At 55.6% G+C, this 18,399-nt stretch carries 14 protein-coding genes; 10 read left to right on the forward strand and 4 right to left on the reverse strand.

Annotated elements, in window-relative coordinates:
• Positions 1-83: 83 nt before the first annotated feature.
• The gene (gene guaD, locus IMQ33_RS02905; RefSeq protein WP_196061780.1) at positions 84-1,400 is read left to right on the forward strand and encodes a guanine deaminase; all 1,317 of its coding nucleotides are present in this window, start codon (positions 84-86) and stop codon (positions 1,398-1,400) included.
• Positions 1,401-1,523: 123 nt separating this feature from the next.
• On the forward strand, positions 1,524-2,888 hold the full coding sequence (locus IMQ33_RS02910; RefSeq protein WP_196061779.1) for an NCS2 family permease: 1,365 nt from the start codon (positions 1,524-1,526) through the stop codon (positions 2,886-2,888).
• Positions 2,889-3,429: 541 nt separating this feature from the next.
• Here IMQ33_RS02910 and xdhC read toward each other — a convergent pair.
• Genes xdhC through xdhA form a run of 3 tightly spaced genes read right to left on the reverse strand, consistent with a single transcriptional unit; the run spans position 3,430 to position 7,079 of the window.
• On the reverse strand, positions 3,430-3,906 hold the full coding sequence (xdhC, locus tag IMQ33_RS02915) for a xanthine dehydrogenase iron sulfur-binding subunit XdhC (protein ID WP_196061778.1): 477 nt from the start codon (positions 3,904-3,906) through the stop codon (positions 3,430-3,432).
• Positions 3,900-4,781 (reverse strand): xanthine dehydrogenase FAD-binding subunit XdhB, encoded by an 882-nt coding sequence (xdhB, locus tag IMQ33_RS02920; protein ID WP_196061777.1) that lies wholly within the window; start codon positions 4,779-4,781, stop codon positions 3,900-3,902. The genes xdhC and xdhB overlap by 7 nt, the downstream gene beginning before the upstream one ends.
• Positions 4,782-4,793: 12 nt before the next feature.
• On the reverse strand, positions 4,794-7,079 hold the full coding sequence (xdhA, locus tag IMQ33_RS02925; protein ID WP_196061776.1) for a xanthine dehydrogenase molybdenum-binding subunit XdhA: 2,286 nt from the start codon (positions 7,077-7,079) through the stop codon (positions 4,794-4,796).
• A 757-nt stretch (positions 7,080-7,836) separates the two neighbouring features.
• On the opposite strand from xdhA, the gene IMQ33_RS02930 reads away from it, so the two are divergent.
• Positions 7,837-8,052, forward strand: coding sequence for a hypothetical protein (locus IMQ33_RS02930; RefSeq protein ID WP_196061775.1), 216 nt, complete (start codon positions 7,837-7,839; stop codon positions 8,050-8,052).
• 519 nt (positions 8,053-8,571) lie between these two features.
• Here IMQ33_RS02930 and ynfF read toward each other — a convergent pair.
• A complete protein-coding gene (gene ynfF / locus IMQ33_RS02935) occupies positions 8,572-11,010 on the reverse strand; it encodes a selenate/tellurate reductase subunit YnfF (protein ID WP_196061774.1) in 2,439 nt (812 codons plus the stop codon).
• 1,055 nt (positions 11,011-12,065) lie between these two features.
• On the opposite strand from ynfF, the gene hybO reads away from it, so the two are divergent.
• The 7 genes from hybO to hypA are packed head-to-tail and all read left to right on the forward strand — an operon-like array spanning position 12,066 to position 18,382.
• Positions 12,066-13,199 (forward strand): hydrogenase 2 small subunit, encoded by a 1,134-nt coding sequence (hybO, locus tag IMQ33_RS02940; protein WP_065685147.1) that lies wholly within the window; start codon positions 12,066-12,068, stop codon positions 13,197-13,199.
• Between the two features lie 3 nt (positions 13,200-13,202).
• Positions 13,203-14,213, forward strand: coding sequence for a hydrogenase 2 operon protein HybA (gene hybA, locus IMQ33_RS02945; RefSeq protein WP_186578831.1), 1,011 nt, complete (start codon positions 13,203-13,205; stop codon positions 14,211-14,213).
• Positions 14,200-15,399, forward strand: coding sequence for a Ni/Fe-hydrogenase cytochrome b subunit (gene hybB / locus IMQ33_RS02950; RefSeq protein ID WP_098931616.1), 1,200 nt, complete (start codon positions 14,200-14,202; stop codon positions 15,397-15,399). Before hybA ends, hybB begins: the two co-directional genes overlap by 14 nt.
• On the forward strand, positions 15,377-17,071 hold the full coding sequence (gene hybC / locus IMQ33_RS02955; protein ID WP_024528473.1) for a hydrogenase 2 large subunit: 1,695 nt from the start codon (positions 15,377-15,379) through the stop codon (positions 17,069-17,071). Before hybB ends, hybC begins: the two co-directional genes overlap by 23 nt.
• Positions 17,071-17,571, forward strand: coding sequence for a HyaD/HybD family hydrogenase maturation endopeptidase (locus IMQ33_RS02960; protein WP_196061773.1), 501 nt, complete (start codon positions 17,071-17,073; stop codon positions 17,569-17,571). Before hybC ends, IMQ33_RS02960 begins: the two co-directional genes overlap by 1 nt.
• On the forward strand, positions 17,555-18,040 hold the full coding sequence (gene hybE, locus IMQ33_RS02965) for a hydrogenase-2 assembly chaperone (RefSeq protein ID WP_196061772.1): 486 nt from the start codon (positions 17,555-17,557) through the stop codon (positions 18,038-18,040). The genes IMQ33_RS02960 and hybE overlap by 17 nt, the downstream gene beginning before the upstream one ends.
• On the forward strand, positions 18,041-18,382 hold the full coding sequence (hypA, locus tag IMQ33_RS02970) for a hydrogenase maturation nickel metallochaperone HypA (protein ID WP_161713025.1): 342 nt from the start codon (positions 18,041-18,043) through the stop codon (positions 18,380-18,382).
• Positions 18,383-18,399 lie beyond the last annotated feature (17 nt).

An 18,399-nucleotide genomic window follows, 5' to 3' on the forward strand; every position in this document is an offset into this window, starting at 1 on the left:
ATTTGCTGATAAAGGTTACGCAGGGGCGCTGCATGCTGCGCCCGCCTGGCAACATCCGTTTTATGGTGATAAGGAATTTGAGTATGGAGCGTGAACAATCAATCAAGGCCGTGCGGGGCAGTTTTCTCGATATCACCCGCACCGTACAGCACCCGGAAGAAATCGAGGGTCATCTGCGCTTTATTAAAGACGGGCTACTGATCATTCGTGATGGCCGGGTGGAGTGGTTTGGCAACTGGGAAGAGGGACACCACCAGATCCCCGACAGCATCCGGGTGCGCGATTACAGCGGTAAAATGATCGTGCCAGGGTTTGTCGACACCCATATTCATTATCCACAATGTGAAATGGTGGGAGCCTATGGCGAACAGCTGCTGGACTGGCTGAACAAGCACACCTTCCCGGCGGAGAAGCGCTATAACGATCTGGAGTACGCCCGCGAGATGTCGGCGTTTTTCATCAAGCAACTGCTGCGTAATGGCACCACCACCGCGCTGGTGTTCGGCACCGTACACCCCGAATCGGTAGAGGCGCTGTTTGAGTCGGCGCGTCATATCAATATGCGGATGATCGCCGGTAAGGTGATGATGGATCGCAACGCGCCCGATTACCTGCTGGATACCGCAGAAAGCAGCTATAGCCAAACCAAGGCGCTGATTGAGCGCTGGCATAACAATGGCCGCCTGTTGTATGCCATCACCCCGCGCTTTGCGCCGACTTCCTCGCCGGAACAGCTGGAGATGGTGCAACGCCTGCGCCAGGAATATCCGGATGTTTACCTGCACACACACCTGTCGGAAAACAAGGATGAAGTGGCTTGGGTGAAAGCCCTGTATCCAGAGCACAAAAATTATCTCGATGTTTACCATCACTACGGTATGACCGGCAGAAAAAGCGTATTTGCCCACTGTGTGCACTTGGAAGACGCCGAATGGGATTGCCTGCACCAGACCCAATCCTCCATCGCCTTTTGCCCGACCTCCAACCTGTATCTCGGCAGCGGCCTGTTTAATTTGCCCAACGCCTGGCGGAAAAAGGTGCGGGTGGGGATGGGCACCGACATCGGCGCGGGCACCACCTTCAACATGCTGCAAACGCTGAATGAGGCTTACAAAATCATGCAGCTGCAGGGTTACCGGCTCTCGGCGTATGAGGCGTTCTATCTGGCGACGTTGGGCGGGGCCGATGCTCTGGGGCTGGCGGACACCATTGGTAACTTCAACCTGGGGAAAGAGGCGGACTTTGTGGTGCTGGAGCCGACGGCCACGCCGCTGCAACAACTGCGCTACGACAATTCAAAAACCTTGATGGATAAGCTGTTTGTCATGATGACGCTAGGGGATGACCGGTCGATCTATCGCACCTATGTCGATGGCCGGCTGGTGTATGAACGTACTTAACCAACCGCACTGCAATTTGCCAGGATTGGCGTTACCCCAAGCGAGTGCCGTTGCGGCCAGACGATAATGCCGTAACGGCAAGCCAACGGGGTAGGTGAGTGTAAACCTTCAGAGGGCATTGATATGTCTAATAATTTATCGCAGGCGACGTCAGAAAAAGCGGCCAGCTCGCTAGACAGCTATTTTAAGATTAGCGAGCGGGGCAGCAGCGTACGGCAGGAAGTGTTGGCAGGGTTGACCACCTTTTTGGCGATGGTCTATTCGGTGATCGTGGTGCCTGGCATGTTGGGCAAGGCGGGTTTCCCTCCGGCTGCGGTGTTTGTCGCCACCTGTCTGGTTGCCGGTGTGGGGTCGCTGGTGATGGGCCTGTGGGCTAACTTACCGATGGCTATTGGCTGCGCCATCTCATTGACGGCGTTTACCGCTTTCAGCCTGGTGCTTGGCCAGCAGATCAGCATACCCGTCGCCCTGGGGGCCATCTTCCTGATGGGGCTGATATTCACCGCCATTTCGGTGACCGGGGTGCGTTCATGGATCCTGCGTAACCTGCCGATGGGCATAGCGCACGGTACCGGGATTGGTATCGGGCTGTTCCTGCTGCTGATCGCTGCCAACGGCGTCGGCATGGTGATCAAGAACCCGCTGGACGGTTTGCCGGTGGCGCTGGGGTCGTTTGTGTCTTTCCCGGTGATGATGTCATTGCTCGGCCTGGCGATGATCCTCGGGCTGGAGAAACTGCGCGTGCCGGGTGGGATTTTATTGGTGATCATTGGTATTTCCCTTATCGGCCTGATCTTTGATCCGAACGTAAGATATCAGGGGCTGTTTGCTCTGCCGAGCTTGTCCGGGCCGGATGGTAGCTCGCTGATTTTTAGCCTGGATATCAAAGGGGCATTGAACCCGGCGATACTGCCCAGCGTATTGGCGTTAGTCATGACGGCGGTGTTTGATGCTACCGGCACCATCCGGGCGGTAGCCGGGCAGGCTAACCTGTTGGACGAGGATGGGCAGATTATCAACGGTGGCCGGGCATTAACTGCCGACTCCATGAGCAGCATGTTTTCTGCGCTGGTTGGAGCCTCACCGGCTGCGGTGTATATCGAGTCCGCTGCGGGAACGGCTGCTGGCGGTAAAACGGGCATGACGGCGGCGGTCGTGGGGGTACTGTTCTTGCTGATCCTGTTCTTGTCACCGCTGTCTTATCTGGTCCCTGGCTATGCGACGGCACCGGCGCTGATGTATGTGGGCCTGCTGATGCTGAGCAACGTGGCCAAGTTGGACTTTGACGACTTCGTCGATGCTATGTCCGGCCTGGTGTGCGCGGTATTTATCGTGCTGACCTGTAACATTGTCACCGGCATTATGCTGGGCTTCAGCACGCTGGTGATTGGCCGCGTGTTCTCTAACGAGTGGCGCAAACTGAATATTGGCACGGTGATTATCGCGGTGGCGCTGGTGGCATTCTATGCCGGTGGCTGGGCGATTTGATGGAAAACTCAGGGTTAGTCGTTTACTGACCAATCAACACTCGATTCTTCATGTAGGGGCGCTGCATGCTGCGCCCATTCACAGTTCAATACATCAACTCATATGAACGACCTGAAGGATTACAGATCAGAACAAAGCTGATAGGTAATAATCTCGTCCTTATTTTTTAGTTAAATCAATGGATTGAGTTGTTTTTATTTGAATGGCTTACCGCTTCCTCTGATGATCCTGAACCATATCGTAGATAAACTATATGCTGCAGGTGGGGAGTACGACCAAACCGGAGAGACTGCTCCGCGAATTGGCCAGACGCGCGCCGCAGCATGAGGAGGAATTGATGACTATTGCCGAATATCTCGAACAAAAAGGGCGAGAGGAAGGACTTCAGGAAGGACTAAAACAAGGTAAACGCGAAGCGTTTATGGAAATATAGCCCGCTCCATGCTAGTTAACGGCTTCGAGATCGCCATGGTCATACAGTTGACCGGTCTTTCAGAAGAAGAGTTGGCGCAAATCCGTCACTAGCGTTTACCCGCGTTTCTCAACGCGGCATCTCTTCATCCAACTGCTGCGCCTTTTCCACCGCCTTGACGATCGAGGTATAGCCGGTGCAGCGGCATAAATTCCCGGCCAGGCCGCGGCGGATCTCCTGCTCGGTAAGGCGGTGGCCGCGAAAACGCTCCACCATCGAGGTGCTGGTCATCACCAACCCCGGCGTACAAAAACCACACTGTACCGCCCCCACATTCACATAAGCCTGCTGTACGGCAGACAGTTTTCCCTGTTTCACCTCGCCCTCGGTGGTGCGGATGGTTTTGCCATCGGCCCAGAGTGCCAGGTAAATACAGGTATCGGTAGCGACATCGTCGATCAATACGGTACAGGCACCGCACTCGCCCACGCTGCACCCTTGTTTGACGCTGTTAAGCCCTTGCTGGCGCAGTAACTCCATCAGCGACAGGCGGGGATCGACCTCGAATTGATAGGGGCGGCCATTGATGGTGCAATTGATCAACATGATAACTCTCCTCCTGCGCGTTGGGCCGCCTGGGCCAGCACGCGCTCTGCCAGCGTACGGATGATTTGCATACGGAACTCTTTGCTGGCGCGCCAGGATGAACGTGGCAGCACGTCACGTATGACCGCCTCACGCACGGCGGCGAGCGTTTGCGCATTGAATGGCTGACCCAGTGCTGCGGCCTCGGCATGGGGGGCGCGGATCGGCGTTGGGGCCGCTACGCCAAAGGCGATTTTCACCGCGCTAAAGTGGCCATCTTCGATTTTGCAGGCCGCAGCGCAACCGATGGTGGCAATATCCATCGCACCACGCATGGCGTATTTGTAATAGCTGGCACCAAAGTGCTGATAGTGCTGTGGCCTGAACAGCAACGCCACGGCGACCTCATTTTGCCCCAGCGCAACCTTGCCTGGGCCGGTGTGGAAACCTTGGATCGGCGTGCGGCGTAGCCCTGCGGGGGTAGCGATTTCCAGTTCGGCTTCCATCACCACACAGGGTGAGGCGGAATCGGCACTGGTGGCACCGTTGCAGATATTCCCGCCCAGCGTGGCCATATTCCGCACCTGCGGTCCGGCGATCGTCGCGGCTGCCTCTGCCAGGATCGGGATATGGCGTTGCACCAACGGTGAATCGATAATCTGGCTAAAGGTGGTGCCGCTGCCGATGCGCAGTGTGCCATCCGGCAGCAGCTCGATACCGTTCAGCTCGTTCAGGCCGTGAATATCCACCAGATGGCGATATTTGCCGTTCATATGATGGAGCTGGATTAACACGTCGGTACCGCCAGCAATCAGCCTGGCCTGAGGATTGGCGGCTAATTGCCGTACGGCATCGTCTATGTTGGTCGCCCGATAATAGTTTGCAATATCGTACATGGTTTTCTCCAGTTACTCGATCAGGCCCGCCTGCGAAAAATAGCGATACAGCGTTTTTGGCGTCAGCGGTAGTTCATCTATTTTCACGCCGGTTGCCATCCAGATGGCGTTACGGATCGCCGGGGCGGGAGAGATCAGCGGCGGTTCACCCAGCGCCTTGTGCCCATAGGCGGATTGTGGCTCATAGGTTTCGACAAACGCACAGTCCAACTCTGGCAGATCGAGAATGGTAGGGAACTTGTAATCCAGCAGATTGTTATTGCGCACGATGCCGCTTTGCTCGTCGATGATCATCTCTTCGAATAGCGTCCAGCCGATGCCCATTCCCATGCCGCCATGCACCTGGCCCTCGGCCAACAGCGGGTTAAGGATCTGGCCGGAGTCGTGCAGATTCATGATCTTGTTGATGGTGACCTTACACAGCTCAATATCGACGGTGAGGTCAACAAAGGTGCAGCCAAAGGCGGGTGGATTGCTGCGGGTTTTGCAGGAAACCTCGGCCATAATCTGCCCGCCGACCTCCTGATCGTAATGGGCGCTCATGGAGACCTCTTGCACCGAGCACAACACTTTTTCCGGCATCTCCTTCAGCACCACCTCGCCGTTGATCACATCCAGCGCCCATTCGGGCTGGCTGCACATATAGGCTGCATGGGTCAGGATCTTGGCGCGCAGCTCCATAGCCGCCTGACGGATAGCGGGGGCTGCGACATAGCTTTGCCGCGAGGCGAAGGCTCCGGGATCGTAGGCGGTAATGTCGGTGTCTTGGGTGGAGATAACGTAGATGGAAGAAAAGGGCACGCCGATGGTTTGTGCCGCCATTTGTGCAAACACGGTATCCGATCCCTGGCCAATTTCCGTCGCGCCGACTTGCAGATGGACGGTGCCATCCTGGTTCAGTAACAACCGGGCGCTGGCAATCTCGACGCCAACTGGATAGGTATTAGACGCATAGCTAAGGCAGGCCACGCCAACGCCGCGGCGGATGGGGCCACTCTGATTCAGGCAGGCGGCTCGTCGGGCATCCCAATCAAACAGTTCCCGGCCTTTTTGCAGGCACTCGATAATCCCGGCGCTCTTGATCTCTTTATGATTGAGTGGGTTGAGATCTCCTTGGCGGGCGACGTTTTTGAGCCGCAGTTCCAGCGGATCCATCCCCAGTTGGGCGGCGGCTTCGTCAATCATGCATTCCAGGGCAAAGGTTACCTGCGGTGCGCCGTAGCCGCGCATGGCCCCGGCGTTCGGCAGGTTGGAGTAAAAGGTGGTGGCTTTGTAGCCGAAGGCGATACGCGGATACAAATAGGCGATTTTATTGGCCCCGGCTGAGGCAATGGAATGGCCGTGAGAAGCATATCCTCCGGTATTGGAGAGCACATCCAGGCTATAGGTTTGCAGGGTGCCGTCGCGGTTAATGCCCATCTTACCGCTGATGGTGAACGAGTGGCGGGTGCGTGATGCCAAAAAACACTCTTCGCGGCTCAGTTCAACCTTGACCGGTACGCCGCCGAGTTTCCAGGTCAGGAATGCGGCCATCGGCTCTTCCAGTACGTCCTGCTTATTGCCGAACCCACCGCCGATATAGGGCTTGATCACCCGGATGGACGACCATGGCCGATCTAGCGCCTGGCCCACCACGCGGCGTACCAGATGGGGAATTTGGGTGCTGGAGACAATCACGATACGATCCATCTCATCCATATAAGCGTAGGAGATCACCCCTTCCAGATGACAATGTTGCACTACCTGCGTGCTGTAGTTGCCTTCGATCACTACCTCTGACGCAGCCAGTGCCGCTTCGGGATCGCCGCCGCTGAGCTGGTGTTGTTTCAGCAGATTGCTTTTACCGCCGTGTAACAACGGCGCTTCGGCTGCCAGCGCGGTTTTTGCGGTGGTCATCACCGGCAGTTCCTGATATTCCACTTCGACCAGCATGGCGGCTTTCTCTGCCGTTAACACGTCGCAGGCAACCACGATCGCCACGCCATCGCCGTGATGGCGTACATGCTGGGTCAGCAACTGTTTATCCGCTACGTCACGCTTATTGGCATCCAATGACCAGGCATGGCCCGCTGTAGGAAAACCGTGCTGCGGCACATCCTGATAAGTAAATATGGCCTCAACCCCCGGCACTTGCAGGGCTTTGCTGGTGTCGATACTCATAACCAGACCATGGGCAATCGGGCTACGGACATATTTGGCATGACGCATACCGGGCATGGTCATATCGTCGGTATAGCGCGCCCGGCCGGTGACTTTGGCTTGCGCATCGACGCGTTCGGGCGAGGTTCCTACAGGCATCTTGCTCTCCTCGGTGAGAGAAAAAGTCGCGATAGCCAACAGCAGCAACTTACAGGCCATAATGGGGTGAAAAATCAGCCGGATGTGAGATTTGTGAGTTGAATCTGGTTTATGGCGTGGGCGTGATAGTTTTTGGTGGTCAACGAGGGGGGATTCACCAATGTCGGCATAGCAAAAAGGATGTGAGACGATAATTTATCATATTGATAAGGATAAGATTATCAGGTTGATACACACCTGACTCGGGCAGCGGTAGGGTCGAAGAGTGAGCAGAGCAACTGTCGGAGAAGAACGGTCCGTTGTCGAAAACATTATTTTTAAGGTTAAATGAATAAATAACAGGCCCACATAATATCCGTCGGGTGCTTTAATTTATTTTCAAGGTGAAACGCTTTCTCCAGAGTTGAGTAGTAAAACTGAAAGTTAAGTAAATCATAGGGATGTGTTGTGTATAAGTGGGTTTATATTTATACAGGTTACTTGATTGGCTAATAAACAATGTGTTGCATGTAAAATTGCGCTGGGTTAATAATGATTTTGAACGAGGTTGCTTTATATTAATTAACAAAGGAGCTGTTTATGAGAGTTGTTGATAATTCGATGCTTGAGCAAATTTCTGGTGGTCGAGGGAATAATGGAGGTGATCGGTCGGATAACGGCGGTCGTAATAACAACAAGGGAAGAGGGCCTTCAACTAACTATGGCGGGCAGGCCAATGGCTTTGTAGGAAATTCATCTCCCGGTATGGATGCCAATTGTGTCGGAAGTCTTGCCTCTGGCGCTTTCGCGGGGGCGATTGGCGGTTCGCGAGGTGGCGTTGGCGGTGCAGCCGCAGGAGCTGCTCTCGGTGCTTTGGGCGGGATTAATGGTTGCGTCAATACGGGCAATGGCGGTGGTGGCGGAACAGGTAGCAATAGCAATTGTGGTGGAAATTCAGGTAACAGCTGTAGTTGGTAATGTGACTTATGGCTAAAAACCAATACCGGCATGTTACATACCACATCACCTAAACAGAGGATTATACAATGATGATAAAATCAACTTTTTTATATAGCATATGGATTTTTGTTCTTATGCTTTTCATTATTAACCCTCTGTTTTATTGCGTTGGCATTTTAGCTGTTTCTGTTATCGAACTCCCTTCATGGCTTACTAAGGCAATCCTTATTTTCGTCATACCTTTGGGTTGCTACCGTTTGGTCGATCTGGTTTACAACGCGGTGCGTAAGATAGTGGCCAGAATGTCGAAAGAAAAATGATTGCCGGCCTAGTTAAGGTAATAATAATGGCCCCATAACGGTTAATCAGTTTGGGGCCAATCTTGTCGTGGTTTTGATGGTTAAATCGCAGTCATACTGCACCTTGCGTTGTATGCCAGTACGGTAGCGAGTCGCTACCGTCGCACACCTCCACCGTCAGCATTAATTCTCCGCGCCGCAGTTGAATACGCAGACCACCGCTATCCCGGCCGAGTTAACCAGCCCCAAACCACCTACAGCTTCACAATCTGCACCAGATTGGTGTGTTGCGGGTTGCCCTTGGCCAGCGGGGAAGGGCGATGGTGGGTCAGAATATTCACGCTGCCGCCGTGATCGACCTTATCGCCAGACATATCCGCCGCCAGCCAGGCGCCTTGGCCCATCGCCGTAACGCCGGGCATAATGCGTGGCGTTACCTTCGCCTGGATCTGCGTTTCGCCCCGGCCGTTAAAGACCTTCACCCGATCGCCGTTCTTGATGCCGCGCGCCTGCGCATCCAGCGTGTTGATCCACACCTCCTGCGGACAAGCCTGCTGCAACACGTCAATGTTGCCGTAACTGGAGTGGGTTCTGGCCTTGTAGTGGTAACCAAACAGCTGCAGCGGATATTGGCTGCTCAGCGGATCTTCCCAACCTTCGAACCCGGCGGCATAGACAGGTAACGGGTGGATCACATCTTCTGGCGCCAACTCCCAGGTAGCAGCGATCTCCGCCAGCCGTTCGGAGTATATTTCAATCTTGCCTGAGGGTGTTTTCAGCGGGTTGGCCTGCGGATCTTCTCTGAACTCCTTGAAGGCTACCACGTGCTCTTCCGGGCATTTGCGTTTGTAAATGCCAGCGCTCTTCATCTCTTGATAACTTGGCATTTCCGGGTTGCGTTCGCGGGTTTTCTCACACAGGTATTCGATCCACTGCTGCTGGTTGCGCCCCTCGGTGAAGGTCGCTTCGGCCTGTGGCCCAACCCGTTTGGCCACCTCGGAAAGGATCTCGTAAATCGGGCGGCGTTCAAACTTGCGCGTGGTGGCGGGCTGGCCCAGGATCACGTAGCCCATATTGCCCGCGGACTCATGAGAGATCAGATCTTCCTGCTCGGTTGGCATCAGGTCGGGCAGCAGAATGTCGCAATATTTGGCCGATGAGGTCATAAAGTGCTCGATGCCGACGATCATTTCACACTTGCTGTCGTCTTGCAGGATCTGGTGGGTACGGCTGATATCACCATGCTGATTGATCAGCGTATTACTGGCATAGCACCAGATAAATTTGATCGGTACGTCCAGCTTATCTTTGCCACGGATGCCGTCACGCTTGGCGGTCATTTCCGGGCCGCGCATGATGGCGTCGGTCCAGGTAAACACCGAAATCTTGGTCTGTACCGGGTTGGTCAGCATATCGAACCATTCCACGCCCAGATCGAAGCTGCCTTCGCGGCAGCCGGTATTTCCGCCGTTGATACCGACGTTACCGGTCAGGATCGGTAACATGGCAATGGCCCTGGCGGTTTGTTCACCGTTGGCGTGACGCTGTGGCCCCCAGCCCTGGCAGATATAGGCCGGTTTGGTCATGCCGATTTCGCGGGCCAGTTGGATAATGGTGTTGGCCGGTATCCCGGTGATACGAGCCGCCCACTCTGGCGTTTTGGCGATGCCATCGTCACCCTGGCCGAGGATATAGGCTTTGTAATGGCCGTTTTTTGGCGCGCTGCTGGGCAGGGTGGTTTCATCATAGCCTACGCAGTATTTATCCAGGAACGGCTGGTCCACCAGGTTTTCGCTGATCAACACATGGGCTATGCCTGCAACCAACGCCGCATCGGTGCCCGGGCGAATCGGCACCCACTGATCTTCACGGCCACCGGCGGTATCGGTATAGCGTGGATCGATGACAATCATCTTGGCGTTAGAGATTGCCCTGGCTTGCTCCAGATAATAGGTTACTCCGCCACCGCTCATGCGGGTTTCCGCTGGGTTATTGCCAAACAGCACCACCAGTTTGCTGTTGGCGATATCATCCGGGCTGTTGCCCTGCTGTGCGCCGTACAGATAGGGCATGGCGGCGGTGATCTGCGCTGTGCTGTAGCTGCCATAGCGGCTAAGGAAGCCACCGCAGGAGTTCATCAGGCGATAAGGCACGTTGGAGTTGGTGATATTGCCGCCGTCGACCCCGGTACCGTACAGCACGTGCACCGCCTCATTACCGTATTCCGCCAGGGTGTGCTTCAACTGGCCGCTGATGGTATCCAGCGCTTCTTCCCAACTAATGCGTTTGAATTTGCCTTCGCCGCGTTTGCCGACGCGTTTCATCGGGTACTTCAGCCGGTCCGGGTGGTTCATGCGGCGGCGGATAGAGCGCCCGCGCAGGCAGGCCCGCACCTGATGGTTGCCATAGTGATCGTTGCCGGTGTTGTCGGTTTCCACCCAGTATACTTCGTCATCCCGCACGTGCAGGCGCAGCGCACAGCGGCTACCGCAGTTTACGGTGCAAGAACTCCAGACCACCTTGTCTTCCGGCAGTTGGGCATTTGGCAACGGCTCGGCGGCAGCGATTTTACGGAAGGGCAACACCAGCCCGGAGGTGGCGGCCAGTAAACAGCCGGTAGCCGAGCCGGTTTTGATTAGCTTACGACGGCTGAACGGGTGATGAAGCAGGTCCGGGTTGTTGTTATCGTTCATGATAGTGCTCCCTGTGCTGGCCTATTTCGTTGCCGACGACGCCTGATGTCTAGTTTGCTATTAACCCATGATGTCTCGTGGCAAGATGTTTTAAGCCAGGCAACCGTAGTGTGATCTATTAAAAATGCTAACCTGTAGCGAATAAAGCTGTCTGCACTAATGAATTTGAATTGGTAATATTAGTCATGCAAATTCATCTCTCAGCCTGATAATTAAATTACCTCTTAATAAGTATACCCATGCGCGCGGCAGATGAAGTTTGCTTGAGGTCAAGTTTTAGCTTTTCGCAAGCGAATAAAGCGGGCTGGTTGCCTTTTCTCCACAGCAGCAAGTGTTGTTTTCAGGCTTGCGTCTCATTCTATAGCATATTTGGTTGGCAGAATTAGGGGATACTGATGAATTAAATCCAGCATCGATACAATATTGTTACGGCCTCGTGCAACATAAGCCCCCCATTACACGCGTGTTCGAGGGATTAGCAAAGTCATTCATTGGCTAATTCCCGATGGATTGCATGATGACCAATCCCCGTGAGCCGTCGCAGGGATAGGAAAAAACCGGTAAAAGGTCGACATCCTGCAACACCATTACCAAGCACTGCCCCGCTGATGACTCTGCAATAAAATTATAAACTAAAACGGCATATTACGTGTTTTCCTGCCCCAGCCTTTCCTATACTCACCACGCTTGATTGTGTCGTAAAGCTTATGCTGAGGCAGGGGGGATATTAATTGTTACAAAACTATGCGAGAGAATACATAATTATTCTTGTTGTTTGGTTGGTGGATTATTTAACGGTATTAGGATTTTTATTTAAAAGATAATGAGAGTTATTGTTATTTAAATGCGTGCGCGAATAAATCTAGCGAGATAAATATGCAAGAAAAATATTTTTTGCTGAAGCGATTTTTCTCATGTTACGCAAATATTAACTGTTACCTCAGCAAAGGTTGATAAAGATCAACTCAGGGCAGCCGGAAAATAACAATATATTAACCACCCGCACACTGTGTTTACGGGCTTGCATGTCGGTCATCAACAGGGGATAGATAATAATGATAAGGGAAAATCAAACATTTTTCCGGGATGGCGTGAATCGCCGCGATTTTATGAAGTTATGTGCGGCACTGGCCGCCACCATGGGGCTCAGCACCAAAGCCGCCGCCGAAATAGCCCACTCGGTAGGTTCGCCACAGCGGCCACCGGTCATCTGGATCGGGGCTCAGGAATGTACCGGCTGTACGGAGTCCTTGTTACGGGCCACTCACCCAACGATCGAGAACCTGTTGCTTGACGTGGTTTCCATGGAATATCACGAAGTCCTCTCTGCTGCGTTTGGTGAACAGGCGGAAGAAAACAAGCACCGCGCGATTGAGCAATACAAAGGGAAATACGTGCTGGTGGTCGACGGCTCCATTCCGATGAAGGATGGCGGCGTCTACTGCATGGTGGCGGGTAAGCCGATCGTTGAGCATATCCGTAATGCGGCAGAGCACGCCGCTGCGGTGATCGCCATCGGCTCCTGTGCTGCCTGGGGCGGCGTCGCGGCTAGCGGACCTAACCCGACCGGCGCGGTCAGCCTGCAGGATATTTTACCCGGCAAAACCGTGATCAACATCCCCGGCTGTCCGCCCAACCCACACAACTTCCTGGCGACGGTGGCCCATATCATCACCTATCAACGGCCACCGGCGCTGGATGCTAAAAATCGCCCTGAGTTCGCCTATGCCCGTCTGATCCATGAAAACTGCGAGCGCCGTCCGCACTTTGACGCCGGGCGTTTTGCCAAACAGTTTGGTGATGAAGGTCATCGGCAGGGCTGGTGCCTGTATCACCTTGGTTGCAAGGGGCCAGAAACCTACGGCAACTGCTCAACGCTGGAGTTCTGCGACGTGGGCGGTGGCATCTGGCCGGTCGGGATCGGCCACCCCTGCTACGGCTGTAACGAGGAGGGTATCGGCTTTACCAAAGGGATCGCCCAGTTGGCTAGCGTCGAAAATCCTACCCCACGAAACGCCAAACCCGAAGTGGGTATCGTCGAAGGCGGGCATGTCAGCCCAACGGCGATGGGATTGCTTGGCGGTGTCGTCGGCCTGGTTGCCGGGGTCAGCCTGATGGCGGTGAAAGAGCTGGGGCGGCAGCAAAAAACGCAGCGTAAAGACGACGAGCAGCCGCCAAGCAAGGAGTAAGCCGTGAATCGACGTAACTTTCTAAAACTGACCTGCGGTGGCGCGATGTTGGCAGGGGTTGTCCCTGCGGCGCAGGCCGGGCCGGAGAACAAGCAGCCCATCCCCAACTCGCTGGGCATGCTGTATGACTCGACCCTGTGCGTGGGTTGCCAGGCCTGTGTCAGCAAATGCCAACGTATCAACCATACCGATGAACCGCATGGCGAAACCTATGCCTACGCGGGTACCGAAGCGACCTGGTCGAACAACGACAAGCTCAGCCCTTACACCAACAACATTATTCAGGTGTGGACCAGCGGAGACGGCAAGCACAAAGACCAGGTGGACAATGGCTACGCCTATATCAAAAAGCAGTGCATGCACTGTGTCGATCCTAACTGCGTATCCGTCTGCCCGGTCCAGGCGCTGCACAAAGATGCCAAAACCGGCATCGTGCATTACAACCCGGATGTCTGTACCGGTTGCCGCTACTGCATGGTGGGCTGCCCGTTCAACGTGCCGAAATACGACTACGACAACCCGTTCGGCAAGATCCACAAATGCGAACTCTGTAACCAGAAAGGCGTTGCCCGGCTGGATCAGGGCGGGCTGCCAGGCTGTGTCGAGGTGTGCCCAACCGGAGCGGTGATCTTTGGCACTCGCGAGCAGTTAATGGCCGAAGCCAAACAACGTCTGGCCAGTAAGCCCGGTGAAAATTACCGTTATCCGCGCCAAACCCTGCAGGGCAACGACCATTACGAACACCCGGTGCCGCATTACCAACCACACCTGTATGGCGAGCATGAGGGCGGCGGAACGCAGGTGCTGGTGCTGACCGGCGTGCCTTTCGAGGATCTCGGCTTGCCAGCGCTGGAGGAACTGTCAACCGGTGCGCGTTCCGAGCATATCCAGCACACGCTGTACAAAGGCATGGTGTTGCCGTTTGCCGCTCTGGCCGGGATCACCTTCCTGGTGCAGCGCAACCAGCGTAATGAGCGTCAGGACAAGAAGGAAGATAAACATGACGACGCATAAAACGCAGCCACTCGGCGGGCGGCTGGTGAGCTGGCCGGTGATGATGCTGGCACCGTTTGTGGTGCTGTGCCTGTTGCTGATCCTCAAACGTCTGGTGTTGGGGTTGGGCGATGTTTCCGATCTGAACGGCGGCTACCCATGGGGTATCTGGATCGCATTTGATCTGCTGGTGGGCACCGGTTTGGCCTGCGGCGGCTGGGCATTGGCCTGGGCGGTGTATGTGTTCAACCGGGGGGAATATCACCCGCTGGTGCGGCCTGCGCTGTTGGCCAGCCTGTTCGGCTATTCGCTGGGCGGGCTGTCGATCACCATCGACGTCGGCCGTTACTGGAACCTGCCTTACTTCTATATCCCCGGCCATTTCAACACCTCGTCGGTGCTGTTTGAAACTGCGGTCTGTATGACGATCTACGTGGGTATTGTGGCGCTGGAGTTTGCCCCGGCGCTGCTGGAACGGCTGGGCTGGAAGGTGTCGCTCAAACGGCTCAACAAGGTGATGTTCCTGGTGATCGCCCTGGGCGCATTGCTGCCAACCATGCACCAATCCTCGATGGGTTCGCTGATGATTGCGGCGGGGATCAAAATCCACCCGCTGTGGCAAAGCTACGAAATGCTACCGCTGTTCTCGCTGTTGACGGCGGGGATCCTGGGCTTCTCGATAGTGATATTTGAAGGCTCACTGGTGCAGGCCGGGCTGCGGGGGAAAGGGCCCGAGGAAACGCCGCTGTTTGCCCGCATGACCTACATCATCGATGGGTTCTTACTGCTGTTTATTGTGCTGCGCTTTGGGGAGCTGATCTGGCGCGGCAAAACGGACTATCTGTGGCATCTCGATCGTTTTGCCATCTCGTTCTGGGTGGAAACGCTGTTGATGTTGGTGCCGCTGGTGATGTTCCGCTGGAAGCGTAACCGCCGCAACTCACGCCTGCTGTTTCTCGGTGCGCTGAGCATGGTCTGCGGAGCGTCGTTCTGGCGGCTGAATTACGCGTTGCTGGCCTACGACCCTGGCAATGGCTACCACTATTTCCCGACGACCAGCGAACTGCTGATCTCCATCGGCTTTGTGGCAATTGAAGTTTGTGCGTACATCCTGTTGATCCGGTTGTTACCGGTGCTGCCTGCGCATCAACATAAGAATGAAAACAACCAGTTAGAGGTAGAGCATGAGCCAACGCATCACCATTGATCCCGTCACCCGTATTGAGGGCCACCTGCGCATCGACTGTGAAATCGAAGACGGCAAGGTGGTTAAAGCCTGGTCCTCCGGCACCATGTGGCGCGGAATGGAAGAGATCCTGCAAGGTAACGACCCGCGCGACGCGTGGATGATCGTCCAGCGGATCTGCGGCGTGTGCACCACCATTCACGCGTTAGCCTCCGTACGGACGGTGGAAAATGCGCTGGGGATGGAGATCCCGGTCAATGCCCAGTACATCCGCAATATCATTGCCGCCGCCCACAGCATTCACGACCATATCGTGCATTTCTATCAGCTCTCGGCGCTGGACTGGGTAGACGTCACCTCGGCGCTGAAGGCCGATCCGCAGAAGGCTGCCGATTTGCTCAGTGGCTTGTCTAGCTGGCCGTTGAACAGCGCTGCCGAGTTCACCCGAGTGCAGCAGAAGATCAAGGATCTGGTCGCCAGCGGCCAACTGGGCATCTTCGCCAATGGCTACTGGGGGCACCCGGCTATGGCGTTACCGCCGGAGATTAACCTGATCGCCGTCGCCCACTATCTTCAGGCGCTGGAATGCCAGCGTGATGCCAACCGCGTAGTGGCAATACTGGGGGGGAAAACGCCGCATATCCAGAACCTGGCGGTGGGCGGGGTGGCTAACCCGATCAACCTCGATGCGCCTAGCGTGCTGAACCTCGAGCGCCTGATGTACCTGAAAACCTTTATCGATCGCCTGGGCGACTTTATCGAGCAGGTGTACCTGGTGGACAGCGCGGTGATCGCGGCGCATTACCCTGAGTGGCTAACCCTTGGCAAAGGCTCAGACTGCTATCTCTGCGTACCGGAGTTGCCGATCGATCGTAAAGGCGACCAGTTCCTGATGCCGGGTGGCTATCTGGAGAACGGCAAGTTCCGACCGATCGCCAACCAGCGCGATGAGTATCTGATCAAGGGTATTCAGGAGAGCGGCAAGCACGCCTGGTATCAGGACGATGAACCGCTGGCGCCGTGGGAAGGGCTGACGCGGCCTAAATATACCGGCTGGCAGGAAGATGGCAAATACTCCTGGGTAAAAGCGCCAACCTTCTACGGTAAAGCGGTAGAGATGGGGCCGTTGGCCTGGCTGATGTGTACCTTGCAAGCCGAGCACCCGCCAACCCAGAAATATTTTGCCAAGGTCAACAGCAATTACCAGGCCCTGACCGGCAAAGCGTTAACCGCCGATCAGTTGCCGTCGACCCTGGGCCGCATTGTCGGGCGTACGGTACATGCCTGCGTACTGCATGAAACCCTGGGCCAGCAATGGCAGGCGTTGGTGAGCAACATTGGCAGCGGCGACCACGAAACCTTTATCCCACCGAATATTCCGTTGACCGGTGAGATCCGGGGCGTGGGCTTTATCGAAGCCCCGCGCGGCGCGTTGTCGCACTGGGTGGTCATCAAGGACGGCAAGATCGCCAACTATCAGGCGGTAGTGCCCTCAACCTGGAACGCCGGGCCACGCAACTTTAACGATGAGCCCGGTCCTTACGAGCGCTCGCTGGTTGGCACGCCGGTAGCCGATCCGAGCAAACCGCTGGAGGTGGTGCGAACTATCCACTCGTTCGACCCGTGCATGTCCTGTGCGGTACATATTGTAGACACCACTGGCAATGAAGTGACCAGGGTCAAGGTGCTGTAATGAGAATCTTGGTATTAGGCATAGGTAATCTGTTGTTGGGCGATGAAGCGGTGGGCGTGCGCATCGTCGAAGCCCTTGAGCAGCGCTATCGCTTACCGGTCCATGTTGAGGTGCTGGACGGCGGCACCTCGGGGATGGAACTGATGGAAATGATGGCCGATCGCGATCATCTGATTGTGGCGGACGCGGTGTTGACCGGTGCTACTCCGGGCAGCGTCGCCGTGCTGTATGACGAAGAGATCCCGGCGCTGTTTACCCGTAAGGTTTCGCCCCATCAACTGGGGCTTTCCGACGTGCTGATGGCACTGCGGCTGACGGATGAGTTTCCCCGTCGGCTTACCCTGGTGGGCGTGGTGCCAGAGTCGCTGGAACCCGGAATTGGACTGAGCGCCGTGGTCAGCCAGGCGATTGAGCCAGCGTTGGCCCAGGTGTTGCTGGCGCTGCAAGAGAACGGTGTGGTGGCGGAGCCAAAAGAGGTGGCCAATGCAGACTGTGACTAACGGTTTTCAGCTCAACCCCAGCGCGCTGTTGGAAACCGCCTTTCAGGCGATTGCCGACGGTGAGATGCAGGATTTGCCGTTTTTCCAACCGCAAATCCCGGTGCGTGCCTGTGGCTTTCAGCTGTTTGAACGGCAGTGGGTCGGCACCATCCTCACGCCGTGGATGCTTAGCCTGCTGGTGTTGCCCGGTCCTGAACAGGTTTGGCAGCCCCATGCGGTGGGAGACAAGTTGGCGTTAAGCCTGCCTTGCGGCAGCGTGCGGTTCATCGTCGGTGAGATTGCGGGTTGCGGGCAATACCTGGCCTGTTCACTGATGTCTCCGTTGGATCGCCATCTGGGGGCCGATCAGGCACTGGCGTTGGCACAACAGAGCGCGCGGATGGCGCTTTCGCTACCGGTGGCGGATGGCAACATCCCCAGTAATCCGGGGCGCAGGGCGCTATTTGGCCTGTCACAGAGAACGGCATAGATGCATGAAATCAGCCTGTGCCTGAGCACGATGGAATTGATTGAACAGCAGGCTCGGCAGCACGGAGCTAAACGGGTGACGGCGGTGTGGCTGGAAATTGGGGCGCTCTCCTGTATTGAAGAGCACGCGCTGCGTTTCAGCTTCGCCTCGGCATCCCGCCATACGCTGGCAGAGGGGTGCCAGTTATTGCTGGACTACCAGCCTGCCCACGCCTGGTGCTGGAGTTGCAGCATGAGCGTGCAGATTGAAAAACATGATGAAGGTTGCCCACAGTGCGGCAGCCACCAGTTGCGCGTTGAGAGCGGTGACAGCCTGCGGTTAAAGCAGCTGGAAGTAGAATAATTTTGAGGAGTGAATAA

It is taken from the genome of Serratia sp. Res13-Sevr-LER1-36-b, assembly GCF_015673035.1.
GTDB lineage: Bacteria > Pseudomonadota > Gammaproteobacteria > Enterobacterales > Enterobacteriaceae > Chania > Chania fonticola_C.

Excerpts from the sequence above, each read along its gene's own strand:
- guaD (WP_196061780.1), top strand. The coding sequence starts at position 84 with ATGGAGCGTGAACAATCAATCAAGGCCGTGCGGGGCAGTTTTCTCGAT.
- IMQ33_RS02910 (WP_196061779.1), top strand. The coding sequence starts at position 1,524 with ATGTCTAATAATTTATCGCAGGCGACGTCAGAAAAAGCGGCCAGCTCG.
- xdhC (WP_196061778.1), bottom strand. The coding sequence starts at position 3,906 with ATGTTGATCAATTGCACCATCAATGGCCGCCCCTATCAATTCGAGGTC.
- xdhB (WP_196061777.1), bottom strand. The coding sequence starts at position 4,781 with ATGTACGATATTGCAAACTATTATCGGGCGACCAACATAGACGATGCC.
- xdhA (WP_196061776.1), bottom strand. The coding sequence starts at position 7,079 with ATGCCTGTAGGAACCTCGCCCGAACGCGTCGATGCGCAAGCCAAAGTC.
- ynfF (WP_196061774.1), bottom strand. The coding sequence starts at position 11,010 with ATGAACGATAACAACAACCCGGACCTGCTTCATCACCCGTTCAGCCGT.
- hybO (WP_065685147.1), top strand. The coding sequence starts at position 12,066 with ATGATAAGGGAAAATCAAACATTTTTCCGGGATGGCGTGAATCGCCGC.
- hybB (WP_098931616.1), top strand. The coding sequence starts at position 14,200 with ATGACGACGCATAAAACGCAGCCACTCGGCGGGCGGCTGGTGAGCTGG.
- hybC (WP_024528473.1), top strand. The coding sequence starts at position 15,377 with ATGAGCCAACGCATCACCATTGATCCCGTCACCCGTATTGAGGGCCAC.
- IMQ33_RS02960 (WP_196061773.1), top strand. The coding sequence starts at position 17,071 with ATGAGAATCTTGGTATTAGGCATAGGTAATCTGTTGTTGGGCGATGAA.
- hybE (WP_196061772.1), top strand. The coding sequence starts at position 17,555 with ATGCAGACTGTGACTAACGGTTTTCAGCTCAACCCCAGCGCGCTGTTG.
- hypA (WP_161713025.1), top strand. The coding sequence starts at position 18,041 with ATGCATGAAATCAGCCTGTGCCTGAGCACGATGGAATTGATTGAACAG.